This window comes from Sphingosinicella sp. YJ22 (genome assembly GCF_011320075.1).
Lineage (GTDB): Bacteria > Pseudomonadota > Alphaproteobacteria > Sphingomonadales > Sphingomonadaceae > Allosphingosinicella.
In genome coordinates this window covers 1-23,705 of sequence record NZ_JAANPA010000013.1, presented here as the reverse complement: position 1 = coordinate 23,705, position 23,705 = coordinate 1, and the positions used below count along the sequence as shown (strand labels likewise).

Genomic DNA, 23,705 nt, shown 5'->3' with positions numbered 1-23,705 from the left:
CCCCCGCGAAACCCGGCGCCACATCATTCCAGCTTACGGGGATTCGGGGACCATGGCCAACGACGCTCGCAGCATCTTGAAGACCATCAAGGACAAGGAGGTCGAGTGGGTCGACCTTCGCTTCACCGATCCCAAGGGCAAGTGGCAGCACCTGTCGATGTGCGCGAGCGCGATCGACGAGGACGCGCTCACCGACGGCCTGATGTTCGACGGCTCGTCGATCGAGGGCTGGAAGGCGATCAACGAGAGCGACATGATCCTTCGGCCGGACCTGGCGTCCGCGACCCTCGACCCGTTCAGCGCGACGCCGATGCTGATCCTGTTCTGCGACATCGTCGAGCCGTCGACCGGCGAGCTCTACAGCCGCGATCCCCGCTCCACCGCCAAGCGCGCCGAGGCCTATCTCAAGGCGACCGGCATCGGCGACACCATCTATGTCGGCCCCGAGGCCGAGTTCTTCATGTTCGACGACGTCCGCTTCGAGGACGGCTACGCCAGTTCCTCCTTCCAGGTCGACGACATCGAGCTGCCGACCAACAGCGCGCAGAAATACGAAGCCGGCAATCTTGGCCACCGGCCGCGCGCCAAGGGCGGCTATTTCCCGGTCGCGCCGGTCGACAGCGCCATGGACATCCGCGCCGAGATGGTCTCGACGATGATCGAGATGGGCCTGCCGATGGACAAGCACCATCACGAGGTCGCGCCGGCCCAGCACGAACTCGGAATGATCTTCGGAACGCTGGTCGAAACCGCCGACCGAATGCAGATCTACAAATATGTCGTCCACATGGTCGCCCAGGCCTATGGCAAGACCGCGACCTTCATGCCCAAGCCGATCAAGGCGGACAATGGCAGCGGCATGCACACCCACATGTCGATCTGGAAGGGCGGCAACACCCTGTTCGCCGGCAACGGCTATGCGGGCCTTTCCGAGACCTGCCTCTATTTCATCGGCGGCGTCATCAAGCACGCCAAGGCGCTGAACGCGTTCACCAACCCGACGACCAACAGCTACAAGCGCCTGGTCCCGGGCTTCGAGGCGCCGGTGCTGCTCGCCTATTCCAGCCGCAACCGCTCGGCCTCGTGCCGGATCCCCTATGGCGCCGGCGAGAAGGCCAAGCGCGTCGAGTTCCGCTTCCCGGACGCGCTCGCCAATCCCTATCTCGCATATTCAGCGCTTCTGATGGCCGGTCTCGACGGCATCCAGAACCGCATCCATCCCGGCGACCCGATGGACAAGAACCTCTACGACCTGCCGCCGCAGGAGCTCGCCGACGTGCCGACCGTGTGCGGCTCGCTTCGCGAAGCCCTCCTCGCCCTCCATCACGACCGCGAGTTCCTCACCCGTGGCGACGTGTTCAGCGACGACCAGATCGACGCCTACATGGAATTGAAGTGGGAAGAGCAGCTGCGCTGGGAGACCACCCCCAGCCCGGTCGAATACGACATGTATTATTCGGGCTGAGTCACTTACCGGACTTGCCTGGCGGCCCGGCGTTCCACGAGCGCCGGGCCCAATATTATTCACATAAATCAGTCGCCATGGCGGATTCCGTCTCGCCTTTTTTCGCGGCCTGAATTCACTTCCATTCGTCCGCGTCCTGCGGACGAATGGGGGAAATCTATGAAAGTTCGTCATAAAGTGGCGCTCGGCGCCGCGTTGCTTTGCGTACCCGGCCTGGCTCACGCCCAGGAGGCCGCTCCGGCCGTCGATCAGGCCATGGCCGTTGCCGCGCCCGCCGAGGCCGCCGCGCCCGCCGAGGTCTTCGTCCCGATCACTCCGGTCCCGGCCGCGCCGACCCCCGCGACCATCGCCGCCGGCCTCTCCATCCCGCTCGCCCTCACCGCCGAGCTCAGCAGCAGCCGCAACCGCGAGGGCGAAACCTTCGCGCTCACCGTCACCCAGGACGTCGTCTCGGACGGCGTCGTCGTCATTCCCCGCGGCACCCGCGGAGTCGGCGAGATCACGCTTCGCTCGGGCCGCGGCATGTTCGGCAAGTCGGGCAAGATGGAGCTGTCGTTCCGCTATCTCGACATGGACGGCGTGCGGGTTCCGCTCGACGGCACCCATTTCCAGGCCGGCGAAGGCAACACCGCCGGCACGATCGGCGCCGTCCTCGCGGTCGGCGTGGTCGGCGGCATGGTCGTGACCGGCCGCAGCGCCAACATGCCCGAGGGCCGCGAGTTCACCGCGCGCACGATCGACGCGCTCCCGGTCATGGTGCTGCCGCCGGCGCCAGGCAGCTACGACCGTCCGCAGGCGCGGCTCGCGGCGAACTACACGCCGTCGGCGATCCAGACCGGCAGCGCCCACCGCATGGCGGAGGAGCGCCAGCGCCGCGAGGCGCGCGAAGCGCGCCGCCGCCGCTGAACCGAACCCAGGGCCGGGCCTCACCGCCCGGCCCTGCCCGGCCGCCCGCCGATTACGGCCGAACCATCTTGCCGCCTTTGCCCTCTTCCTCTATAGGGCCGCCCCGTCCGACGGGCGCTTAGGGGCGTTCGTGGGGGCCTTGGCATAAGGCAATAGCGCGTGAGGGGGCGGCCCCGGCCGGCCTCTTGACGCGCCTTTTTGCTTCAAAACACGCGCGCCCGCCTGAGCGGGCTGCCCGGCGCCGGCCGCCCACGAAACGACCTTCAGGCACCCGCGCGGATGCCCGCGTCCGGCATGGGGCCGGCGGGGCGGAACAACTCGAGCCCCGGACCACGCGCGTCGCGCCGACCTCCGGACACGAACGAAAGAACACAGATCTTTATGGCCACTACGGCAACTCCGACCCGCGACGATTTCGCGGCCCTGCTCAACGAAAGCCTCGGCGGCGACAATGAAGGCTTCGAAGGCCGGGTCGTGAAGGGCATCGTCACCGGAATCGAGAATGATCTCGCGGTGATCGACGTCGGTTTGAAGTCCGAAGGCCGAGTGCCGCTGCGGGAGTTCGCAGCGCCGGGCCAGAAGGCCGAAGTCCAGGTCGGCGACGAAGTCGAGGTCTATGTCGACCGCATCGAGAACACCCATGGCGAAGCGATGCTCAGCCGCGACCGCGCCCGCCGCGAAGCAGCCTGGGACAAGCTTGAGACCCAGCATGCCGCCAATGAGCGCGTCGAGGGCGTGATTTTCGGCCGCGTCAAGGGCGGCTTCACCGTCGATCTCGGCGGCGCCGTGGCCTTTCTGCCGGGCAGCCAAGTCGACATCCGTCCGGTCCGCGACGTCACCCCGCTGATGGACCTGCCGCAGCCGTTCCAGATTTTGAAGATGGACCGCCGCCGCGGCAACATCGTCGTGTCGCGCCGCGCCATTCTCGAAGAGAATCGCGCTGAGCAGCGCAGCGGCCTCATCCAGAGCCTGGCCGAGGGCCAGGTGGTCGACGGCGTGGTCAAGAACATCACCGATTACGGTGCGTTCGTCGATCTCGGCGGAATCGACGGCCTGCTCCACGTCACCGACATCAGCTACAAGCGCGTCGGCCACCCGTCCGAGGTTCTCAACATCGGCGACACCGTGAAGGTGCAGATCGTCCGCATCAACCGCGAGACCCAGCGCATCAGCCTCGGCATGAAGCAGCTCGAGACCGATCCATGGGAAGGCGCTGCCGCCAAATATCCGGTCGGCGGCGTGTTCAAGGGCCGAGTGACCAACATCACCGAGTACGGCGCATTCGTCGAGCTGGAGCCGGGCATCGAAGGCCTGGTCCACGTCTCGGAGATGAGCTGGACCAAGAAGAACGTCCATCCGGGCAAGATCGTCTCGACCTCGCAGGAGGTCGACGTGTCGGTGCTCGAGGTCGACGGCGAGAAGCGCCGCATCTCGCTCGGCCTCAAGCAGGCCCAGGCCAATCCGTGGGAGGCCTTCGCGGCCGCTCACCCGGTCGGCACCGAGGTCGAGGGCGAGGTCAAGAATTCGACCGAGTTCGGCCTGTTCATCGGCCTCGACGGCGACGTCGACGGCATGGTCCACATGTCGGACATCGCCTGGGGCGTGTCGGGTGAGGAAGCCCTCAACCTCCACCACAAGGGCGAGATGGTCCAGGCGGTGGTTCTCGACGTCGACGTCGAAAAGGAGCGTATCAGCCTCGGCATGAAGCAGCTCGAGCGCGGCGGCGTCGCCGCGGGCGCGTCGGGCAGCATCAACAAGGGCGAGGTCGTCACCGTGACCGTGCTCGAGGTCCGCGACGGCGGTCTCGAGGTTCAGCAGGGCGACGACGGCGCGACCGGCTTCATCAAGCGCATCGATCTCGGCCGCGACCGCGACGAGCAGCGTCCGGAGCGTTTCCAGGTCGGCCAGAAGTTCGACGCGATGGTGATCGGCTTCGACCGTTCCAAGAAGCCGAACTTCTCGGTCAAGGCGATGCAGATCGCCGAGGAGAAGCAGGCGGTCGCCCAGTACGGCTCGTCCGACTCGGGCGCGTCGCTCGGCGACATCCTCGGCGAGGCCCTCAAGCAGAAGAACAGCTGATTTCCGTAACGGCGGCGGGTGGTTTGATGGCCGTCCGCCGCCGCTCCGATCCAGGATCGTTGTTCGAAACAAACGTAAACTCTGTTAATATCAGGAACTTGCACCCTTGCGTTTTCGGACGCGGGGTGCGATTGATCCAGATCAATCGGGCGGGCTGAAAGCGCGGCCGGACCGCAAGCATCGAGAAGATAGAGGGAAAGGGGGCGCCGTGATCCGCTCTGAACTGGTCCAGAAGCTCTGCGAGGATCATCCCGATCTCACCGCGAAGGAAGTCGAGCGCGTGGTCGCCGCCTTCTTCGATTCGATCATCGAGCAGCTGGAACAGGGCGGCCGAGTCGAGCTGCGTGGCTTCGGCGCTTTCTCGACCCGAGCCCGCGACGCCCGCCGGGGCCGCAATCCGCGGACCGGCGAAGCGGTCGACGTCGACGCCAAGCGCGTGCCCTATTTCAAGCCGGGCAAGGAAATGCGCGAGCGGCTCAACGTCTGATGCAAGCGCCGCTGGTCCGCCGGCGGCGCGCATTAATCTGCATTTACGATCGCCTCACATCCTGTAGAGTTCCCCCGCCGACTCGGACGGCACCCGAAGGTCTGGGATGGGGGACTTTCCGTTGAATTCCGATCATCGCTTCTATTGGCGGCGGGCAGCCGCCGAGTTCCAGGCAGCCGCGCGCGCGGTCACGCCGGCGGCGCGCGAACGCCGCCACGAGCTTGCCGAATCCTATGTGCGCCGGCTGAGGGACGCCGGAATCGTCTTCCGCTTCGACCAGGCGCCGCTTGAAGCCGAGCGCCCGCGCGGCAGCGAGGCCGACTGGTCGCCGCTCGGCGCCGTCATCGTCCCGGCCGAATAGCGCCTTCGCCCTTGCCTCGCGGCCCGGTCGCCGGCACGTTCCCGCGCAAGCGGACGTGGCGGAACCGGTAGACGCTGGAGACTTAAAATCTTCTGCCCCATGGGCGTGCGGGTTCGAGTCCCGCCGTCCGCACCAGGCCTGCCGCGCATGAGCCGGCAGGCCGCGCCGCCGGTCAGGCCAGCGGCCGCGCGGTCGTCCATTCGCAGCGATGGAGGCTGATCGGGTCGAGGAACTTGGCACCGAGGCGGTTGCCGACCTGCCAGCGAATCTGGGCGTGGACCGGGCCAACGCCGGGGAGGTCTAGCGACACGTAGGAGCCGATCAGAACCGGGTGCAGGCATTCGGCGAGGAAGCCGCTGGTCGACAGGTCGCAGACGACGATCTCGACCGCCGATTCGTGGGCACGCATCCGGGTCCGCTCGCTCAGTGAGACGCGCTGGTTGCGGCGCGGCTGATAGTCCACCGCCTCCTCTCCCGCCACGTCACGGCCCGGATAGTTGAGGTCCATGCCACCCCACGTAACGCGAAGCGGTGAAGGACGCGTAAAGAGGATGTCGCGGAAACCTGCGCATCGTCGCGGCCGATGCCGGCAAAAGGGATGTACTCCGCGGCGCGGCTGGCTAGGTTCGCGCGCGTGACCGTGCGCAAGGCCCCTCCGCTGCTGATCGCCCTCGCCTTGCTCGCGGGCTGTGGCGAGCGAGCGTCGGGCCCACTCAAGGTGACCGCGATCGGGCCGCAGCCGACCCTGATCAACCCGAATCTCCAGCCGGTGGCGCCGCCCGCCGCAATGCTTCTCGAGACGGTCGCCCAGGGGCTGGTCCGCTTCGACGCCGCCGGCGAGATCGAGCCGGCGCTGGCGCAGAGCTGGATCGTGTCCGACGACGGCCGCCGCTACACCTTCCGCCTGCGCCGCGCCATGTGGGCGCGGGGCGAGCGGGTGACCGCCGAGCAGGTCGTCGCGCGGCTCCAGGCAGCGCTCAGCCGCGCCAGCCGCAACCGGCTGAAGCCGGTGCTCGGCGTAGTCGAGGACGTCGAGGCGATGACCGAACAGGTGCTCGAGATCCGCCTCGCCAACCCGCGCGCCAATTTCCTCGAGCTACTCGCCCAGCCCGAAATGGCGATCGTCGCCAGCAACGAAGGCACCGGGCCCTACCGCATGGGCGGCCGCATTGGCGACGCGCTTCGGCTGGTGCCGCCCCCGCCCGAGGATGACGAGGCGCCGCAGGACGAGGCCGCGGTCGAGATCCGGCTCTCCGGAGCCGCGCCCGCCCTCGCCGCCGCGCGTTTCCGCGAGGGCGCGGCGGACTTCGTCACCGGCGGCACCGCCGGCGACCTGCCGATCCTGCGCGCCGCCGAGATCCCGCAGGGCCAGATCGCCTACGACCCGACGGTGGGCCTGTTCGGCCTCGCCTTCCAGAGCGCGCGGGGACCGCTCGCCGATCCAGCGGTTCGGCGCGCGCTCAGCATGGCCATCGACCGGGCCGCGATCCTCGAGCGCTTCCAGGTTCCCGATTGGCGGCCGCGCACCGGATTGCTGCCGCCCGGACTCGACCAGTTGCCTGCCCCGGCCGCGCCCGACTGGGCGAACCTCGCTTATCCGCAGCGCCGCGAGCTTGCCGCCCTGGCGATTGCCGCGCTCGACGTGGACGTGCCGCTGCGCCTGCGCATCGCCATGCCGGACAGGCCCGGCTACCGAATCCTCTTCGCCCATCTGCGCCGCGACTGGCGGCTGATCGGCGTCGAGATCGAGCGCGTCGCCGCCAATGAAGCGGCCGAACTGCGGCTGATCGACGAAGTCGCACCCGCCCGGCTCGCCAGTTGGTATCTGCGACCGTTCATGTGCCCGGCAAGCCCGGTCTGCGACCAGGAGGTGACCAGCCTGCTCGAATCGGCGCGGGCGACCCCGGACCCGGCCGAGCGTCGCGCCTTGCTCGCCCAAGCGGACCAGGCGCTCACCAACGCCTCCGTCTTTATCCCGATTGCAAATCCCGTGCGTTGGTCGCTGCGCACGCAACGCCTCACCGGCTTCAGGACCAACATGTTCGCACGGCACGCGCCGTTCGAGCTCATTCAGGCAAGGGACTAGGCATGGCCACCGATAGCAGGGAACTGTCTTCCTACGACCGCGCCCACCCGGACAGCGTTCGCCGGCGCATCGAGCGGATGGAGCATCTGCTCGAAAGCGCCGTGCGCATCCCGGGCACCAGCAAGCGGCTCGGCCTCGACGTGATCCTCGACGTGGTGCCGGTCGGCGGAAGCGTCGTCGCCGCGGCGATGGGAGCCTGGCTCGCCTGGGAAGCGCGCAATCTCGGCGTATCGAAATGGACGCTGGCCAGGATGGGCGGCAATATCGGCTTCGACATGCTCCTCGGCACGGTGCCGGTGGTCGGCTGGATCGCCGACTATTTCTTCCGCTCCAACAGCCGCAACCTGCGCCTGTTGAAGCGCCATCTCGACAAGCATCACCCGCAAGGCGGGCCGGGCGCCGCTCCCTAGACCAGGCTCTAGCGGAACACGTCCGCGTTGACGTTCGGCGTCGCGGTACGGAACCACTCGGTCGCGTCGCGCCGGAACAGGAAGACCAGGGCCGCGACGCCGAGCGCCTCGCTGACCCCGTCGATGGCGACCAGCCCCGCCTGCAATCCCGCGAAGCCCGCAAGGTCTTGTGCGACCTCGCCCGGCATCACCAACAACATGACGAGGCTGCCGAACCACGCCAGCACGGACAGGACGGAAATGGCCAGCAGAAGCCACTTGGCGACCTCGGTGCGCTTGCGCGCCGCCAGCCACCACAGGAGCAGCGGAATCCCGACCGAGAAGAGCAGTCCGACCAGGAACGAGCCGATCATGATCCCGCTGAACATGCCGCCCATGCCGGGAGGCATGTCGGCGCCCGCGGGCATCCGGTCGAACGCTTCCCGAACGACGAAATAGGCCGCGACGGACTGGATGATCACGACCGCGAGCGATGCCAGATAGAGCCGCTCGAACTGAATGATGGATGCCGGCCGCATATGCCCCTCCTTACGCCTGAGGGAGCGAGACTAGCGATCGGCCCACGCCAGGCAAGCGCGATCAGGCCGGGCTGAAGTCGAGGCCGATATCGGCGGCGGGCGCCGACTGAGTGATTCGGCCGACCGAAATATAGGTGACGCCGGTCTCGGCCTTGGCGCGGATCGTGTCGAGGTCGATGCCGCCGCTCGCTTCCGTCGGCACGCGTCCGCCGACCAGCGCGACCGCCTCGCGCAGCGTGTCCGGCGCCATATTGTCGAGGAGCAGGTGGGTGGCGCCGGCATCGAGCGCCGGCTCGACCTGCTCGAGCCGATCGACCTCGACGATGATCCGCTCGATCCCCGCCGTCACGGCGCGCCGCACCGCCTCGCCGACCGAGCCGGCGACCGCGACATGGTTGTCCTTGATCATCGCCGCGTCCCACAGCCCCATGCGGTGATTGGTCGCGCCGCCCATGCGGGTCGCATATTTTTCGAGCACGCGCAGGCCCGGCAATGTCTTGCGGGTGTCGAGCAGGATCGCGCCGGTGCCGGCAATGGCGTCCACATAGCGCCGCGTCAGCGTGGCGATTCCGGACAGGTGCTGGACCGTGTTGAGCGCGCTACGCTCGGCGGTGAGCAGAGCGCGGGCGCTTCCCCTGATGTGCATGAGGATGGCGCCCGGATGCACCGGCTCGCCGTCCTCGACCAGCGCGCTGACTTCCGCGCCCGGATCCAGCTTGCGGAAGAACGCCTCGGCGATCGGCAACCCTGCGACCGTGATCGCGTCGCGGCTCTGCATGACACCCGAGAAGACGGCGTCCTCCGGAATGACCGAGGCGCAGGTGATGTCGCCCTTGCCGCCGAGATCCTCGGCAAGCGTGGCGCGGACGAAGGCGTCGAGATCGAAGCGGTCGAGCTGGAAAGGCATGGGGGTGCGCTTAGCTTGTCCGGGCCACACGCAAAACCCATCGCTCGCCCTGAGCGAAGTCGAAGGGGTGTCCGCTCAGAGTTGGTGTCAGCGCCCCTCGACTTCGCTCGGGACGGGCGGAGAGGTGGGCTTGAATTTCCGGTCTAGAAATCTCCCGGCTTCACCGGCGCCGCGAAGGTGATCCAGAAGCGGTTGCAGTCGCGGATGGTGAATTCGCGCAGGCCATAGAAGGTGTCGTGGAGCCCTTCGACCAGCTCGCCCTGGTCGGCGACCTCGCCGAACCAGGCGTCGGCGTCGCTGACATAGCAGAACAGGTCGACGTCGCGCCGCCGCGCTGCGCTTGGCGAGCCGCCGGCGTTGAGCATCATCTCGCCCTCGCCGAACCTCATGCAGGCCCAGGTGACCCGGCCCTCGTCCTCCGCACTGTCGACGAGCTCGAACCCTATGCCCTGGTACCAGGCGGCGGTTGCCGCGACGTCGGGCACATTGAGCATCGGCACCGCGTCCCTGGACATGATTTCCTCCCGGGCGTTAGCTCCCCGAAATCACCGGCCGCCCGACATCGCCCTTGCCGACCGTGGAACCGGCCATCTCAAGCATCCGGTCGAGCGGCTTCTTGGCGGCGATGCGCAACTCCTCGTCGATCTCGATCCGCGGCTGAAGCGTGTCGAGGGCCATGTAGAGCTTCTCGAGCGTGTTGAGCGCCATGTACGGGCACATGTTGCAGTTGCAGTTCCCGTCGGCGCCGGGCGCGCCGATGAAGGTCTTGTGCGGCGCCGCCTTCTCCATCTGGTGGATGATGTGCGGCTCGGTGGCGACGATCATCACCTCGCTGTCGCTGCTCAGCGCATATTCGAGAATCGCCCGGGTCGAGCCGACATGATCGGCATGGTCGAGGATGTGCGGCGGGCATTCCGGGTGCGCGAGGATCGGCGCGCCTGGATGCTGCGCCTTGAGCTTGAGGAGCTCGGTCTCGCTGAACGCCTCATGGACGATGCACACGCCCGGCCACAGCAGCATGTCGCGGCCGGTCTTGCGCGCGAGATAGCCGCCGAGATTGCGGTCCGGCCCGAAGATGATCTTCTGGTCCTGGGGAATCTGCTTGAGGATGATGTCGGCCGACGACGACGTGACGATGATGTCGCTGAGCGCCTTCACCTCGGTCGAGCAGTTGATGTAGGTGAGCGCGATATGGTCCGGGTGCTGCTCCCGGAAGCGCCTGAACTGGTCGGGCGGGCAGCTGTCCTCGAGACTGCAGCCGGCGTCCATGTCGGGTAGGATGACGGTCTTGTCGGGCGACAGGATCTTGGCGGTCTCGGCCATGAAGCGGACGCCGCAGAAGGCAATCACGTCGGCGTCGGTGCTCGCCGCCTTGCGTGACAGGTCGAGGCTGTCGCCGACGAAATCGGCGAGATCCTGGATCTCGGGCTTTTGGTAATAATGGGCGAGGATGACCGCGTTGCGCTCCTTGCGCAGCCGGTCGATCTCGGCGCGCAGGTCGAGGCCAGTCAGGTTCGGACGAAGTGCGGTCATGAGCTCCCCTATTCTGCACGCGAATATAGGCGAATGCCGCGAACTTTGTAGGGTCAGCGCTGCTTCTGGCGCTGGGCATCCTTCGGGTCGGCGAGGACATCCTCGATGCGGCGCGAATAGTCCATATATTCGCGCTCGCCGCCGGCCGGCTCGTCGGCGAAGCGGACCGCGACATTGGCCTCGATCCCCGCGGCGCGCAGCGGCAGAGCGAAGCTTCGCGCGACGGCGCGCTTGGCGGATTCCCGGGCGAGCCGCATCGGCATCGGCTGGCGCGCCTGCTCGACCAGCGAGGCGAGGCCCTGGCGGCGGTTGGCCTCGTCGAGCGCCCGCTCGGCATCGGTCAGGCGCATGAGCAGGCCGCCGCCCGAATATTCCTGGATCGCGTTCAGATCGATCTGCGGCTGCGAGATCTCGATCGGCGGCAGAGTGACGTTGAGCGTGCGCGTGCCCTCGTCCCAGCGGATATTCTCGTCGGTGAGGTTGGCGAGGTTCAATTCGTAGCGGACGTCGCCGGGCATGATCATCGTCTTCTGAGCGCTGACGATCCCGCCCAGCCGCTCCTGGGTCGAGGTGACGACGGCGACATAGCGGGCGGCGAAGACGCTGAGCCGCGCCTGCTCGCGCATCGACTGGACGCTGGCCTGGGCAATGGTCTCCGGCTCCGGCGCGCCGAACATGCCGCCGACGCTCCTGAGAATCAGCCACAGGCCGACCAGCAACGCGACGACGCTGAGCGGGATGATGACGGCAAGGCGGCTGCGTCTCACGCGGCAAGTCTCCAATTGTCGCCGTCGCGGCGCACGCGTCCACGGCTTTCGAGGTCGATCAGATGGGCGAGAACCGAACGCCCGGCAGCGGGAAAAAGTCGCGGGTCGGTGTCGGTATAGAGGGCCGGCACCATCGCGGCGATGTCGCCCTGTCCCGCCTCGACCTGCGCCAGAATCTGCGCCTCGCGGCCGCGGCGGTGGGCGACGAGCGCCCGGACATGGTCGTGCGGCTCGGTCACGGCGGGGCCGTGGGTCGGGTAGTAGACCGCGTCGTCGCGCGCGAGCAGCTTGTCGAGGCTCGCCATATAGGCGGCCATGTCGCCCTCGGGCGGCGACACCACGGTGGTCGACCAGCCCATGACATGGTCGCCAGTGAACAGCGCTTTGTGCTCGCGCAGCGCGAAGCAGAGATGGTTGGACGTATGTCCGGGCGTCGCCACCGCCTCCAGGGTCCAGCCCTTTCCGGCGACGCTCTCGCCGTCCGCGAGCACCCGGTCGGGCGCATAGTCGAAGTCGAAGCTGGCGTCGGCGCGCGGGCCGTCGTCGTCGATGGCGAGCGGCGCGCAGCCGACGATCGGAGCGCCGGTGGCCGCCGCGAGCGGGCGGCTTGCGGGGCTGTGGTCGCGATGCGTGTGAGTGACGAGAATCGCCGTCACTTGCTCGCCGTGCAAGGCGCTCATCAGCGCTTCGATGTGCAGGCTGTCGTCAGGTCCCGGGTCGATCACCGCCACCTCCCCGTCGCCTACGACATAGGTCTGGGTGCCGGTGAAGGTGAAGGCGGACGGATTGGGCGCGAGCAGTCGGCGGACGCCCGGCGCGATCTGTTCGAATGCTGCGCTCACCCCGGCGATGTGGCGGTTCGGGCCGCGAAAGGGAAGCTTTGTTCCTCCCCATCGTCTTCGGCGACAGGGAGGAACGGGTCAGTTCCCCGCCCGCGCGCGGGCGATGGCCTGGTCGATCTGGGCGAGCACGCGCTGCCTGGTCTCGGCGCTGAGATGGCCTTCGGACGCCAGCCGCTCGCGCGCCCGCTCGAGCGCCTCGACGCGGCTCTCCGCGCTGCCCTCGCCCTGGTTGCACAGGACGATCCGGGTGCGCTGATTGCCTTCGCCTTCGTCGACGTTGAGCAGGTTGTTGCCTTCCCGGCAGCGTTCGATCCGCGCCGCGACCTCGGGGTCGAGATGGCGGCGGATCGCATGGCCCTCCCCGTCGCGGCGATGCTCGCGATGCTCGGCGCCGTGACCGCCCGCGCCGTCGCGATGCTCCATGATGATGATCCGGCGCTCCTGCTTTTCCTCGGCCTTATCCTGGGCGAGACCGGGCGCGCCGAACGCCATGCTTGCGGCGACGAGGGCGGCACTGACAGCGGCGCCGGCCAAGGCGCGGCCGCGGTCCTTGCGATGGTGCTTCAGCATCTTCAGTCTCCGTTTCAGTTGATCGGCATGATTGAGCGGACAGGCGGCGATCAGCCCAGGCTTGCTCGCCGACTTGACCAGGGCGCGGGCATAATCGGCGCGCGCTTCGGCAGGCGCCGACGCGGCGACCGCGGCGTCACAGGACAGTTCCTGGTCGGCGCGGAAGGCGCGGAAGGCGAGCCAGGCGACCGGGTTGAACCAGTTGAGCGCCAGCACGAGCAGCGCGACATGGTTGGCGAGGATGTCGCCGCGGCGATGATGGTAGCGCTCATGGTCGAGGGCGAGGCGGCGCTCGGCGGGCGCGTAGCGGCTTTCGAAGTCGGCGGGAACGACGATGCGGCGGTCGACGAGCCCGAGCGCGAGCGGACCCTCCACCGCGCCGCTGGCAAGCAGAGGCAGGCCGCCATGGCGGCCGGCGCTCTGAAGCGACAGGCTGAGGCGGCGGAGGAAGCGGCGGTAGCAGACGGCATGGTAGGCGAGGAACAGCAGGGCGCCGGCGAGCCACAGCGCGCTCAGCACGTCCAGCCAGGCGACGCCCGCCGCCGGGCCTGCCGTGCCACCTTCGGCCATGTCGACCGACAGGATGATCGGCGGCAGCGTGGCCAGCGAGCCGGCGAACCAGTCCGCGGGCGGCCCGACCAGACGCACCGCCGGCACCAGCCACAGCGCATAGGCGGTGCCGGCACCGAGCATGGCTGCTACCGGCCGGCGGATCACCAGCACGACCAGCATCGCCGCGCTCGCCCAGATCATGTTGCCGGCGAGCCAGGCGATCATGGCTTGAGCGCCTTCAACAGCGCCTCGATCTCGGAAATGTCCCTGTCGCTCAGCTTGTCCCGCTGCGCGAGATGCGCGACCAGCGGCGTTACCCGGCCGCCGAACAGCCGGTCGATCAGCCGCGACGATTCCTGGGCGACATAATCGTCCTTCCTCACCGCCGGGCGGTAGAGATAGCGCCGGCCGTCCTCCTCGTGCGCGAGCGCGCCCTTGGCGAGCAGCCGCCCGAGCAGGGTCTTCACGGTGCGGTCGCTCCACTTGCGCTCAGCGGGCACGCGCGCGGCGACCTCGGCGGCGGTGAGCGGGTTCTCCGCCCACAGCACTTCCATCACCGCATGCTCGGCTTCGCTGATCCGTTCCACCGATCGCTCCCTTGGACTACAGATGTAGTCGAACCTGCACTGAACGCCAGATGAATGGCCGGCGCAAGGCGCTGGAAGTGTCGGCCCGCCTTACACCAACCCATGTTGGTTAAGCCGGCTTCACCATCGGGACGACGCGATTCCGCGGTTGCCGCGACTTGGCACGCGCCATGCGAGTAGAGTGGCATCCTACTTGGTCCACTCATCGGGGTGGAGACGGCAGTGCCACCCGGCCCGCCTCTCCACCCCTTCTTTTTGTCAGCCGTCGATGGGCACATAACCGGGCTGAGCCACCACCCGCGCCAGCCAGGCCTGCACGGCCGGATAGGCGGCGAGACGCAAGCCGCCGTCCTCCGCGACGTGGGTGTAGGCATAGAGCGCGATGTCGGCGAGGCTGATCGTGTCGCCGACGAACCAGTCGCGCCGCTCCAGATGCTCGTCCATCAACCGCAGCGCCGCCTCTCCCGCCGAACGCTTGGCCGGCAGCTGCTCGCGCTGCTGCTGCGTGAGCTTATCCTCGCCGACGAAGGCCAGCCAGAAGCGCAGGGTCGCGACATTGGGTTCGTGATTATATTGCTCCCAGAACATCCAGCGCAGCATGTCGGCGCGGTCGAACGGGTCGGCAGGAATCAGCCGCGTCCCGTCGGCAAGGTAAAAGCTCGCGGCGTTGCTCTCCGGCAGGAAGCGGTCGCCAACCTGGAGCACCGGGATGCGCCCGTTGGCATTCACCGCAGAGAGGAATGCCGGAGTCCGCGTCTCGCCCTTCAGGATGTCATATTCGCGCCGCTCGAGCGGAAGGCCGAGCAGTGCCGCGGTCAGGCGGATTTTGTAGCAATTCCCCGACTGGGCGTATTCGTGCAGGACCAGTGGTTCAGGCATCGGCGCGGCTCCCCTTCGGCATGCCGCCAGTCTCGGGCTACCGCGTCCGCGGACAAGCCGAATTTGCGGACAAGCTCATAAGGGCGGCTGATCGGTGGTTCAGGCGGCCTCGGCGCTGTCCAGCGCCCACATCGCCTCCTCGCGCGCCCGAGCTTCCTTGCGCCAGAGCAGGATCAGCAAGCCGATTGCCAGCGGGAACAGCCAGCCCCAGACGTGGCGATACCAGCGGAATTCGTAATCGCGCAGGACCGGGCGGCCGGCCTTTTCCTCGAGCAGCGAGACCTGACGCGGCCCGACGCCGGCATAGCGATAGGCGTCGCCATAATCGATGTAGAGGGCGGGCAGAGTCGATACGTTCTCGGCCCAGTAGGGCAGGCCCAGGATGCCGCTTTCCCGATACAACCAGCCCAGCTTCAGCGGCTGCGCGCTCGCATCGAGGTCGTCCCTGGCGCCGCGGAGGTGCGGGATCTCGCCTGCGCCGATTTCCGTGTAGCGCCGGACGTCGGCCAGTTCCGGCGTCTCCGGCAGAGTCGCGATTTCCTCGATCTGGTACATGGAATAACCCTGCAGCGGACGGTTCGTCAGCAGGGCGTTGGCGAGCACCGCCACAGCCAGCAGCGCGGCCAGCACCCACGAGATCGGAACTCCCTTAAGAAACGGCATCCCTGCTTCCCCCCAGAAAATAAGGCTCAGACCGTCAGGACGATCTTTCCGACATGCTGTCCCGATTCCATCCGCTCGTGCGCGGCGGCGGCCTGCGCGAGCGGGAAGGTCGAGTCGATCACCGGCCTCAGCGCGCCAGCCTCGACATGCGGCCACACGGCGCCCAGCAATTCCTGCGCGACCAGCTCCTTGAACTCGCGGGAACGCGGGCGGAGCGTCGAGCCGGTGATGGTGAGGCGCCGGCGCATGACGTCGAACAGGTTGAGGTCGGCCTCGGCGCCGTGCTGAACGGCGATCGACACATGGCGGCCGTCGTCGGCGAGGCAGGCGAGGTTGCGCGGGAAATAGTCGCCGCCGACCATGTCGAGGACGATGTCGACGCCGCGGCCTCCGGTGAAGTCCTTCACTGCCTCGGCGAAATCCTGCTCGCGATAGTTGATCGCGCCGTCCGCTCCCAGCGCCTCGGCGCGGGCGCATTTGTCGTCGCTGCCGCAGGTGACGAGGATCTTGAGGCCGAACAATTTGGCGAGCGCGATCGCCATGGTGCCGATGCCGCTGGTGCCGCCATGGACCAGCACCATCTCGCCGTCCCGCGCATAGCCGCGCTCGAACAGGTTGGTCCAGACGGTGAACAGCGTCTCGGGCATGGCCGCCGCCTCGACCATCGACAGTCCCCTTGGCACCGGCAGGCACATGTCGGCGCGCACCACGGCATATTCGGCATAGCCGCCGCCCGCGACGAGCGCGCAGACGGGCAAGCCGTGAATCTCCTTCGCGACGCCGTCGCCCATGTCGACGATCGCGCCGGCAATCTCGAGCCCGGGGATCGACGGCGCGCCCGGCGGCGGCGGATAGAGCCCGCGCCGCTGCAGCACGTCCGGCCGGTTGACGCCGGCCGCCGCGATGCGGACGAGCACCTCGTCCGGTCCCGGCTCTGGCACCGGCCGCCTGACGAGCTGAAGCACCTCCGGACCGCCCGGTCCGGCAGGGTCGATCGCATTCATCTCGTCCGGAATTTCCGGCATGTCCCGCCCCCCTTGCCGAACAGCTTGTCAGCTTATTGACTTGGCGGGCGGACCGGTCAACGCTGGGGCATGGACCTCGACGAGCTTTTTCCGAACAAGCCGGACGATCCGCTGACCCAGCTCACCAAGCAGGACCTCGACCCATTGTCGGTCGAGGAGCTCGAAGGCCGCATCACGGTGCTCCAGGCCGAGATCGAGCGGGTTAAGGCAAAGCTCCAGAACGCGGTTAACTTCCGCGCAACCGCCGAGAGCCTATTCAAGAAATAAGGCGGAGTCGCTCCGAAGGCTCTTCCCCAGCTTTCTTGGGCCCCGGCCTTGATGCGGGGCGTTGGAAGGCAGACATTGAGGCCAAGAGGCCCGTGAGAGATCCTCCTCCCGGGCCGGTAGGAGTGATTTGAATGCCTTCTTTCGCCCGCGAACTCGAGCAGACGCTGCACAACGCGCTCGCTGCGGCCAGCAGCCGGCGCCACGAATATGCGACGCTCGAGCATCTTCTCCTCGCGCTGATCGACGACGCCCATGCCAGCCGGGTCATGCAGGCCTGCGGAGTCAACAATGACGAGCTGAGAGACGCGGTCCGCCACTATCTCGACAACGAGCTTGAGGCTCTGAAGGTCGAGGGCGAGACCGATCCGACTCCGACCAGCGGCTTCCAGCGTGTCGTCCAGCGCGCCATCCTCCACGTCCAGTCCTCGGGGCGCGACGAGGTGACCGGGGCCAACGTGCTGGTCGCTTTGTTCTCCGAGCGCGAGAGCTATGCCGTCTATTTCCTGCAGCAGCAGGACATGAGCCGCCTCGACGCGGTGACCTACATCTCGCACGGAGTCGGCAAGGGCGAGGCGATCGCCTCGCAGCCGGCCGAGGTGAAGGGCGCCGACGAGCCCAAGCAGGAAGAGAAATCCAAGAAGAGCGAGTCCGCGCTCAAGCAGTTCACGGTCAACCTCAACGAGAAGGCCCAGTCCGGCCGAGTCGACCCGCTGATCGGCCGCGGGCCCGAGGTCGACCGCACCGTCCAGATCCTGTGCCGCCGCTCGAAGAACAACCCGCTCTATGTCGGCGATCCCGGCGTCGGCAAGACCGCCATCGCAGAAGGCCTCGCGCGCAAGATCATCGAGGGCGACGTCCCCGACGTGCTCAAGCCCGCGGTGATCTACTCGCTCGACATGGGCGCTCTGCTCGCCGGCACCCGCTATCGCGGCGACTTCGAGGAGCGTCTCAAGGCGGTGGTCAACGAACTCGAGAAGCTCCCCCACGCCATCCTGTTCATCGACGAGATTCACACCGTGATCGGCGCCGGCGCGACCTCCGGCGGCGCGATGGACGCGTCGAACCTTCTGAAGCCGGCGCTGTCGGGCGGCACGATCCGCTGCATCGGATCGACCACCTACAAGGAGTTCCGCAACCACTTCGAGAAGGACCGGGCGCTGCTCCGGCGCTTCCAGAAGATCGACGTCAACGAGCCGACCATCGAGGACACGATCAAGATCCTGGCGGGGCTCCGCTCGGCGTTCGAGGAGCACCACAGCGTCAAGTACACCCCCGACGCGATCAAGTCGGCGGTCGAGCTGTCGGCGCGCTACATCAACGACCGCAAGCTGCCGGACAAGGCGATCGACGTGATCGACGAGGTCGGCGCGATGCAGATGCTGGTGCCGCCGTCCAAGCGCAAGAAGACGATCACCACCAAGGAGATCGAGGCGGTCATCGCGACCATCGCCCGGATCCCGCCGAAGTCGGTCAGCGCCGACGACAAGGCCGTGCTCCAGGACCTCGACCGCGACCTCAAGCGGGTCGTGTTCGGTCAGGACAAGGCGATCGAGGTGCTCGCCTCGGCGATCAAGCTCAGCCGCGCCGGCCTTCGCGATCCCGACAAGCCGATCGGCAACTATCTCTTCTCCGGCCCGACCGGCGTCGGCAAGACCGAGGTTGCGCGCCAGCTGGCGACGATCATGGGCATCCCGCTGCAGCGCTTCGACATGTCGGAATATATGGAGCGCCACAGCGTCTCGCGTTTGATCGGCGCGCCTCCGGGCTATGTCGGCTTCGATCAGGGCGGCCTCCTGACCGACGCGGTCGACCAGAACCCGCACAGCGTGCTCCTCCTCGACGAGATCGAGAAGGCGCATCCGGACCTGTTCAACATCCTCCTGCAGATCATGGATAACGGGCGCCTCACCGACCATCACGGCAAGACGGTCGACTTCCGCAACGTCATCCTGATCATGACCACCAATGCCGGCGCCAGCGACATGGCGCGCGAGGCGGTCGGTTTCGGCGCCATGACCCGCGAGGGCGAGGACGAGGAGGCGATCAAGCGGATGTTCACTCCGGAATTCCGCAACCGCCTCGATGCAATCGTTCCGTTCGGCTACCTGCCGCCGGAAGTCGTCGCACGCGTCGTGGACAAGTTCGTCCTCCAGCTCGAGCTTCAGCTCGCGGACCGCAACGTCCATATCGAGCTCGACGACGAGGCACGCGAGTGGCTCACCGCCCGCGGCTACGACAAGCTCTACGGCGCGCGTCCGATGGGCCGGCTGGTCCAGGAGAAGATCAAGCAGCCGCTCGCCGAGGAGCTGCTGTTTGGCAAGCTCGTCCATGGCGGCGAGGTCAAGGTCCGAATCAAGGACAATGCGCCTCACTTCGAAATCATCTCGGCCGCACCCAAGGCGGCCAAGGGCAAAAAGAAGGCCGGTGGGCCCAAGCTCGACAAGGCTCCCGAGGCCCCCGAGGCGCAAGCGTGACCCTGCGCCTCGGCGCCCCTTAACCTATTTTAGTCAATTGCCGGTCTAGCCCCCTCCCATGCGGAGGGGGTTTTGCTTTCGGCTGGCGGCGGCGTGGCTGATTGCGGCCATCGCCTTGCTGCTGGGCGCCTCCCCCGCCCTCGCAAATCACGAAGCGGACAACCGGCTGCGGCCCTGCGTCGCCCCGGTCTCTGCCGGCGACGATGCGGCGAGCCGGTTCGCGGCGCGCGACTTCGACTGCACGAGCGATCAAACGAGCTTCGGCACGGGCAATTTCTGGATCCGGATGGACGTTCCCCATGCGCCGCCCGCGGGTGAGTCGGTCGCATTGCGCTTCGGCAGCGTGTGGATGGACGGGATGACCGTCCATGTCCTCTACGCCGACGGCCGGAGCACGGCGCGCTCCTACACCTCGCGAGACGCGAGCCGCCTGATCCGGGTCGGCGCGATCATCGAGGTGCCGATCGCCGCACGCGACGTGCCGGTGACATCGATCCTGGTGCGCATGGAGGGCGCCGCGAACCTGCGCGGCCTCGTCCTCGCCCCGGTCCTGTTCACGCGCGACCAGAGCTCCAGCGATGCGATCGGCGCGACCGCGCTCTATGCCTTCTTCCTCGGCTTGTGCCTCGCCCTGCTCGTCTACAATTTCGTTCTGTGGCTGACGCTGCGCCACCGCTTCCAGCTCTACTACTGCGCTATGATCCTGGCGACGATGGGCTATGCCTTCACCTCGTCGGGAGGTCTCGCCTTCCTGTTCGAAGGAATCGACAACAACGACCGCTTGCGGCTCAACCATCTGCTGCTCGGCACCATCGCCGTCAGCGCCCTTCTCTTCATCCGCCACTTTTTCGAGCCGCGCGTGATGACCCCGTGGCTCAGGCGGGCGATCTTCTGGTCGTGCGTGTTCACCGTCGCCTCGTCGCTCGCCTTCGCCTTGCTCGCGCCGTGGCAGATCAAACTGCTCGACCGCGCCTATTTCGTCTCGTTCCTCCTGACGCTCGGCTTGTGCGGCCCCCTGCTCGCGAGCGCTCGGCGCAACCAGAGCCAGTTTCTCAGCCTGTTCCTGCTGGCCTGGTCGGCGCCGGTCATCGTCACTTTCCTGCGCGCGCTGCACGGGTTCAATCTGGTCCCCTACAATTTCTGGCTCGACAACGGCACCATGCTGGCGATGGGCCTCGAATCCCTGCTGAGCTCGCTGGTCATCGCCTACCGGATCAAGCTGCTGTCGGACGAGCGCGACCTGGAGCGGGCCGAAAAGACGGTCGCCCAGCGCCTCGCCAGCGTCGATCCGCTGACCGGCCTGCTCAACCGCCGCGCCTTCCTCGCGCAGGCGATCGGCAAGCCGGGAAAGCGACGGCTGCTGCTCGTCGACATCGATCATTTCAAGCGGATCAACGACACGGTCGGCCATGCCGGCGGCGACGAGGTGCTGAAGGCCTTCGCGCTGGCGCTGCGCAAATGGGCGCCTGACGGCTGCCTCGTCGTGCGTCTCGGCGGCGAGGAATTCGGGCTGCTCCTGCCCGAAGGCAAGGACGGGTCCAGCGCCGCCTTGTTGCTGGCCCGGATCCGAAGCCAAGCCATGCCGCACGAGCTGCTCGTCACCGCGAGTATCGGCGAAGCCGAGGGCGCGCTCACCAGCCAGGAGGCATGGATCGCTCTCTATCGCAGCGCCGACGTCGCGCTCTACCGCGCCAAGTCCGAGGGCCGCGACCGCGCCTGTCATATCGACGAGCTCGGTCTTGGCGCCGCGCTGACCTCCCATCCCTGCGCCGCCTGAGGCCTCGCCGTCCGCCGAAGCCTGTTGGGGGTTCGTCGAAAAGCTGCTGTAGCAGCCGGGCAATACAGCTTGGCTTTCCTCGCCGGTCCCTTCCGACAACGACCACCTCGCCCACCTGGCGTCGCGGAGGGGGCCGGCGACCCTGTGGCATGAGGTCCCCCCACTTTGCGTATCCTGATCTCCGGCGGCGCGGCCGCGTCATTCCTCGCCCTGGCACCGGCCATCCACGCCCAGGACGCGCCGCCCGCGGACCCGCCGGCGCCGGCCACCACGTCGGAGACGACCGACCGAACCGTCTATCCCGCCGACTTCTTCCGCACCTACTCGCCGGCCAACGCCCTCGACATCGTGCGACGCACGCCCGGCTTCACGCTCGATGCCGGTTCCCAGGACGTGCGGGGCTTCGGCGGCGCGGCCGGCAACGTCGTCATCAACGGCGCGCGGCCGACCTCCAAGAACGACACGCTCGAGACCATCCTCGCCCGAATTCCGGCGCAGCGCGTGCTTCGGGTCGAGGTCGGCCGCGGCGAGCAGTTCGGCGCCGAGTTCGCCGGCCGCGCCCAGGTTCTCAACCTCGTGCTCAATTCGGCGGGCGGCCTCGCCGGGAATATCGACGCCGAGATTCGCCGCGATTTCTCCGGGCAGATCACGCCCCAGGGAAGCGCTTCGGCACTGCTTCGCCGGGGACCGAGCACGTTCAATCTGTCGGTCGGCTACAACAACCGCCACTTTCCGGAGGAAGGGACGGACACGGTCACCGCGCTGCCGAGCGGCGCCCTGGTCGAGTTCCGCGAGAAATATAACGACATCACCGACCGGCTCGCCTTCGTCTCCGGCTCCTGGGCACTCGACGAAGGCGAGAACCGCTCCGCCCACCTCAACGGGCGCTTCGCGGTCGGCGACTTCCTGCTGGCCCAGACCAACGACGTGTTCCCGGTCGGGGGCACGGTCCGCAACGACCTGCTCACCCAGGACTTCAGCCGCCATGAGTTCGAGATCGGCGGCGACATCACGCGCCCGTTCCTGGGCGGCGGCCTGCGCTTGGTCGGGCTCGCCACCCGCCGCACCCGCGACAATCTCGAAAACTCGATCAACCGAATCGAGGGCGATGTCATCGGCGGCTTCGAGCAAACCGTCGACGACGTCCGCGACGAGCGGGTGCTGCGCCTGGTCTGGTCGCGCAGCGTGCCGAACGGCTGGACCGTCGAGACCGGCCTCGAGGGCGCGTTCAACCGGCTTGACAGCGACGTGCGCCTGTTCGCGATCCAGCCGGGCGGCGGCCGCACCCGAATCGACCTGCCGATCGACCAGGCGGTGGTCGAGGAATATCGCATGGAGGGCTTCTTCAACGCCGGCCGAAGCCTCGCCCCGAACCTGCGCGTCGACGGCGGCCTCACCTTCGAAGCGTCGCGCCTGACCGTGAGCGGCGACACCGAGGCGGAGCGGGTGCTGCGCTTCCTCAAGCCGCGGCTGGTGGTCGACTGGCGGCCGGGGGACGGCTGGCGCACCCAGCTGTCGATCCAGCGCACCGTCGCCCAGCTCGATTTCGTGGACTTCATCAGCGCCGCCGAGCTCAGCAACGACCGCGTCACCGGCGGCAATCCCGACCTTCTGCCGCAACGCGCCTGGGAGCTGCTCGCGACCGTCGAGCGCCCGATCCTCGGCGACGGCCAGGTCCGGCTCGAGTTCGGCTACCAGGCGATCCAGCTCGTCCAGGACCGGGTCCCAACGCGGGAAGGGTTCGATGCGCCGGGCAACCTCGGCAGCGGCCGCCACGCCTTCGTCCGCGGCACCCTCGACGCACCGCTTGGCCGGTTCGGCATTCGCGGCGGCCGGCTCACCGTCAACGGAACGATCCGTGACACGTCGGTCGAGGACTCCTATACCCACCGCCAGCGCGCCTTCTCGAACTTCCAGGAATGGCAGCTGCAGGCGACCTTCCGCCAGGATCTCGAGCGCTTTGCCTGGGGCATCAACTATTTCGGCAGCCCCGCAATCCCCTTCTATCGGCGCAACGAGATCGACGTTCCCAACGGCATGGAGCCGTTCGTCAACATCTTCGGCGAGTATCGCATGAACCCCCAGACGACCTTCACCCTGACGCTCGAGAATCTCTTCGAGGTCGGCGGCACACGCGGCCGCACCTTCTTCACTCCCGACCGCTCCAACCCCAATCCGAATCTGTTCGAGTTCCGCGAACGCAATCCCCACCGCTCGGTCGCGCTTCGGGTCCGCCACTCGTTCGGCTGACCGCGGACTCAGCTCAGGGAGACGGCATCCTTCCGGCCTGCGCCACCGGCGTCGGCTCCGCCCGCTTCAGGCGGAAGATCGGGATCTCGCCGATGCCCTTGAGGGTGACCTGCTCGGGCGCGTCGAACAGCGCCTTGTGGCGGCTGCGCAGATAGGTGCTTTCGGAGGCCACGATCGAATTGGCCGCCGCCTGCCCTTCGAGGCGGCTGGCGACGTTCATTGTCTCGCCCCAATAATCGTAGGTCATGCGCGTCGCGCCGATGACTCCGCCGACCACCGAGCCGCTATGGATTCCAACCC

The 23,705-nt window shown here is 67.6% G+C and carries 24 protein-coding genes and 1 tRNA gene; 12 read left to right on the top strand and 13 right to left on the bottom strand.

Features of this window, described 5'->3' with window-relative positions:
* Nucleotides 1–52 precede the first annotated feature (52 nt).
* The 6 genes from glnA to G7B71_RS06505 all read left to right on the top strand — a co-directional run bounded on the left by glnA (nucleotide 53) and on the right by G7B71_RS06505 (nucleotide 5,433).
* Complete coding sequence (glnA, locus tag G7B71_RS06530; protein WP_166039111.1) at nucleotides 53–1,465, top strand: type I glutamate--ammonia ligase; 1,413 nt, start codon at nucleotides 53–55, stop codon at nucleotides 1,463–1,465.
* A 159-nt stretch (nucleotides 1,466–1,624) separates the two neighbouring features.
* On the top strand, nucleotides 1,625–2,371 hold the full coding sequence (locus tag G7B71_RS06525) for a hypothetical protein (protein ID WP_166039109.1): 747 nt from the start codon (nucleotides 1,625–1,627) through the stop codon (nucleotides 2,369–2,371).
* Nucleotides 2,372–2,752: 381 nt separating this feature from the next.
* On the top strand, nucleotides 2,753–4,450 hold the full coding sequence (gene rpsA / locus G7B71_RS06520) for a 30S ribosomal protein S1 (RefSeq protein WP_166039107.1): 1,698 nt from the start codon (nucleotides 2,753–2,755) through the stop codon (nucleotides 4,448–4,450).
* A gap of 208 nt (nucleotides 4,451–4,658) precedes the next feature.
* Entirely contained in the window at nucleotides 4,659–4,937 is a 279-nt protein-coding gene (locus G7B71_RS06515) for an integration host factor subunit beta (RefSeq protein WP_166039106.1), read from the top strand.
* Between the two features lie 121 nt (nucleotides 4,938–5,058).
* Nucleotides 5,059–5,298, top strand: a complete 240-nt coding sequence (locus tag G7B71_RS06510; protein ID WP_166039104.1) for a hypothetical protein — start codon at nucleotides 5,059–5,061, stop codon at nucleotides 5,296–5,298.
* A 49-nt stretch (nucleotides 5,299–5,347) separates the two neighbouring features.
* Nucleotides 5,348–5,433, top strand: a tRNA-Leu gene (locus tag G7B71_RS06505).
* A 37-nt stretch (nucleotides 5,434–5,470) separates the two neighbouring features.
* On the opposite strand, the gene G7B71_RS06500 is transcribed toward G7B71_RS06505, so the two are convergent.
* On the bottom strand, nucleotides 5,471–5,806 hold the full coding sequence (locus tag G7B71_RS06500; RefSeq protein ID WP_166039102.1) for a PilZ domain-containing protein: 336 nt from the start codon (nucleotides 5,804–5,806) through the stop codon (nucleotides 5,471–5,473).
* 126 nt (nucleotides 5,807–5,932) lie between these two features.
* Between G7B71_RS06500 and G7B71_RS06495 the strand changes: the two genes are divergently transcribed.
* Nucleotides 5,933–7,384 carry an ABC transporter substrate-binding protein gene (locus tag G7B71_RS06495; RefSeq protein WP_166039100.1) on the top strand — a complete coding sequence of 484 codons (1,452 nt, stop codon included), beginning with the start codon at nucleotides 5,933–5,935 and terminating at the stop codon, nucleotides 7,382–7,384.
* 2 nt (nucleotides 7,385–7,386) lie between these two features.
* Entirely contained in the window at nucleotides 7,387–7,794 is a 408-nt protein-coding gene (locus G7B71_RS06490) for a DUF4112 domain-containing protein (RefSeq protein WP_166039098.1), read from the top strand.
* Between the two features lie 8 nt (nucleotides 7,795–7,802).
* Here G7B71_RS06490 and G7B71_RS06485 read toward each other — a convergent pair whose 3' ends face one another.
* From G7B71_RS06485 to G7B71_RS06435, 11 genes are all read right to left on the bottom strand, one after another.
* Nucleotides 7,803–8,312: a hypothetical protein gene (locus tag G7B71_RS06485; protein ID WP_166039096.1), complete on the bottom strand. Its 510-nt coding sequence runs from the start codon at nucleotides 8,310–8,312 to the stop codon at nucleotides 7,803–7,805.
* 61 nt (nucleotides 8,313–8,373) lie between these two features.
* Nucleotides 8,374–9,219, bottom strand: coding sequence for a carboxylating nicotinate-nucleotide diphosphorylase (nadC, locus tag G7B71_RS06480; protein ID WP_166039094.1), 846 nt, complete (start codon nucleotides 9,217–9,219; stop codon nucleotides 8,374–8,376).
* A 143-nt stretch (nucleotides 9,220–9,362) separates the two neighbouring features.
* Nucleotides 9,363–9,734 carry a VOC family protein gene (locus G7B71_RS06475; protein WP_166039092.1) on the bottom strand — a complete coding sequence of 124 codons (372 nt, stop codon included), beginning with the start codon at nucleotides 9,732–9,734 and terminating at the stop codon, nucleotides 9,363–9,365.
* A 16-nt stretch (nucleotides 9,735–9,750) separates the two neighbouring features.
* Nucleotides 9,751–10,752: a quinolinate synthase NadA gene (nadA, locus tag G7B71_RS06470; RefSeq protein ID WP_166039090.1), complete on the bottom strand. Its 1,002-nt coding sequence runs from the start codon at nucleotides 10,750–10,752 to the stop codon at nucleotides 9,751–9,753.
* Between the two features lie 53 nt (nucleotides 10,753–10,805).
* On the bottom strand, nucleotides 10,806–11,519 hold the full coding sequence (locus G7B71_RS06465) for a DUF4230 domain-containing protein (protein ID WP_243406134.1): 714 nt from the start codon (nucleotides 11,517–11,519) through the stop codon (nucleotides 10,806–10,808).
* Nucleotides 11,516–12,361: an MBL fold metallo-hydrolase gene (locus tag G7B71_RS06460; RefSeq protein WP_243406133.1), complete on the bottom strand. Its 846-nt coding sequence runs from the start codon at nucleotides 12,359–12,361 to the stop codon at nucleotides 11,516–11,518. The genes G7B71_RS06465 and G7B71_RS06460 overlap by 4 nt, the downstream gene beginning before the upstream one ends.
* A gap of 78 nt (nucleotides 12,362–12,439) precedes the next feature.
* Nucleotides 12,440–13,708, bottom strand: coding sequence for a M56 family metallopeptidase (locus G7B71_RS06455; RefSeq protein WP_166039087.1), 1,269 nt, complete (start codon nucleotides 13,706–13,708; stop codon nucleotides 12,440–12,442).
* Nucleotides 13,705–14,070 carry a BlaI/MecI/CopY family transcriptional regulator gene (locus G7B71_RS06450; protein WP_279338394.1) on the bottom strand — a complete coding sequence of 122 codons (366 nt, stop codon included), beginning with the start codon at nucleotides 14,068–14,070 and terminating at the stop codon, nucleotides 13,705–13,707. Before G7B71_RS06450 ends, G7B71_RS06455 begins: the two co-directional genes overlap by 4 nt.
* Nucleotides 14,071–14,328: 258 nt before the next feature.
* Complete coding sequence (locus tag G7B71_RS06445; protein ID WP_166039085.1) at nucleotides 14,329–14,949, bottom strand: glutathione S-transferase family protein; 621 nt, start codon at nucleotides 14,947–14,949, stop codon at nucleotides 14,329–14,331.
* A 99-nt stretch (nucleotides 14,950–15,048) separates the two neighbouring features.
* Nucleotides 15,049–15,579: a hypothetical protein gene (locus G7B71_RS06440; protein ID WP_166039084.1), complete on the bottom strand. Its 531-nt coding sequence runs from the start codon at nucleotides 15,577–15,579 to the stop codon at nucleotides 15,049–15,051.
* Between the two features lie 59 nt (nucleotides 15,580–15,638).
* Nucleotides 15,639–16,637, bottom strand: coding sequence for an NAD(P)H-quinone oxidoreductase (locus G7B71_RS06435; protein WP_207774728.1), 999 nt, complete (start codon nucleotides 16,635–16,637; stop codon nucleotides 15,639–15,641).
* Between the two features lie 69 nt (nucleotides 16,638–16,706).
* Here G7B71_RS06435 and G7B71_RS06430 point away from each other — a divergent pair, with 69 nt between their 5' ends.
* The 4 genes from G7B71_RS06430 (at nucleotide 16,707) to G7B71_RS06415 (ending at nucleotide 23,405) form a co-directional block, all read left to right on the top strand.
* Nucleotides 16,707–16,904, top strand: a complete 198-nt coding sequence (locus G7B71_RS06430) for a DUF1192 domain-containing protein (protein ID WP_166039081.1) — start codon at nucleotides 16,707–16,709, stop codon at nucleotides 16,902–16,904.
* Between the two features lie 131 nt (nucleotides 16,905–17,035).
* Nucleotides 17,036–19,378, top strand: coding sequence for an ATP-dependent Clp protease ATP-binding subunit ClpA (gene clpA, locus G7B71_RS06425; protein ID WP_166039079.1), 2,343 nt, complete (start codon nucleotides 17,036–17,038; stop codon nucleotides 19,376–19,378).
* A gap of 58 nt (nucleotides 19,379–19,436) precedes the next feature.
* Nucleotides 19,437–21,155 (top strand): diguanylate cyclase, encoded by a 1,719-nt coding sequence (locus tag G7B71_RS06420; RefSeq protein WP_166039077.1) that lies wholly within the window; start codon nucleotides 19,437–19,439, stop codon nucleotides 21,153–21,155.
* Nucleotides 21,156–21,320: 165 nt separating this feature from the next.
* Nucleotides 21,321–23,405, top strand: a complete 2,085-nt coding sequence (locus tag G7B71_RS06415; RefSeq protein ID WP_166039075.1) for a TonB-dependent receptor plug domain-containing protein — start codon at nucleotides 21,321–21,323, stop codon at nucleotides 23,403–23,405.
* Nucleotides 23,406–23,418: 13 nt separating this feature from the next.
* Here G7B71_RS06415 and G7B71_RS06410 read toward each other — a convergent pair.
* Nucleotides 23,419–23,705 (bottom strand): adenylate/guanylate cyclase domain-containing protein (locus G7B71_RS06410; protein ID WP_166039073.1); only part of this gene is annotated, 287 nt, incomplete at its 5' end.

Bases quoted from the DNA above. Each gene is read 5' to 3' on its own strand.
- glnA (WP_166039111.1), top strand. From the start codon at position 53: ATGGCCAACGACGCTCGCAGCATCTTGAAGACCATCAAGGACAAGGAG.
- G7B71_RS06525 (WP_166039109.1), top strand. From the start codon at position 1,625: ATGAAAGTTCGTCATAAAGTGGCGCTCGGCGCCGCGTTGCTTTGCGTA.
- rpsA (WP_166039107.1), top strand. From the start codon at position 2,753: ATGGCCACTACGGCAACTCCGACCCGCGACGATTTCGCGGCCCTGCTC.
- G7B71_RS06500 (WP_166039102.1), bottom strand. From the start codon at position 5,806: ATGGACCTCAACTATCCGGGCCGTGACGTGGCGGGAGAGGAGGCGGTG.
- G7B71_RS06490 (WP_166039098.1), top strand. From the start codon at position 7,387: ATGGCCACCGATAGCAGGGAACTGTCTTCCTACGACCGCGCCCACCCG.
- G7B71_RS06485 (WP_166039096.1), bottom strand. From the start codon at position 8,312: ATGCGGCCGGCATCCATCATTCAGTTCGAGCGGCTCTATCTGGCATCG.
- nadC (WP_166039094.1), bottom strand. From the start codon at position 9,219: ATGCCTTTCCAGCTCGACCGCTTCGATCTCGACGCCTTCGTCCGCGCC.
- G7B71_RS06475 (WP_166039092.1), bottom strand. From the start codon at position 9,734: ATGTCCAGGGACGCGGTGCCGATGCTCAATGTGCCCGACGTCGCGGCA.
- nadA (WP_166039090.1), bottom strand. From the start codon at position 10,752: ATGACCGCACTTCGTCCGAACCTGACTGGCCTCGACCTGCGCGCCGAG.
- G7B71_RS06455 (WP_166039087.1), bottom strand. From the start codon at position 13,708: ATGATCGCCTGGCTCGCCGGCAACATGATCTGGGCGAGCGCGGCGATG.
- G7B71_RS06445 (WP_166039085.1), bottom strand. From the start codon at position 14,949: ATGCCTGAACCACTGGTCCTGCACGAATACGCCCAGTCGGGGAATTGC.
- G7B71_RS06435 (WP_207774728.1), bottom strand. From the start codon at position 16,637: ATGCCGGAAATTCCGGACGAGATGAATGCGATCGACCCTGCCGGACCG.
- G7B71_RS06430 (WP_166039081.1), top strand. From the start codon at position 16,707: ATGGACCTCGACGAGCTTTTTCCGAACAAGCCGGACGATCCGCTGACC.
- clpA (WP_166039079.1), top strand. From the start codon at position 17,036: ATGCCTTCTTTCGCCCGCGAACTCGAGCAGACGCTGCACAACGCGCTC.
- G7B71_RS06420 (WP_166039077.1), top strand. From the start codon at position 19,437: ATGCGGAGGGGGTTTTGCTTTCGGCTGGCGGCGGCGTGGCTGATTGCG.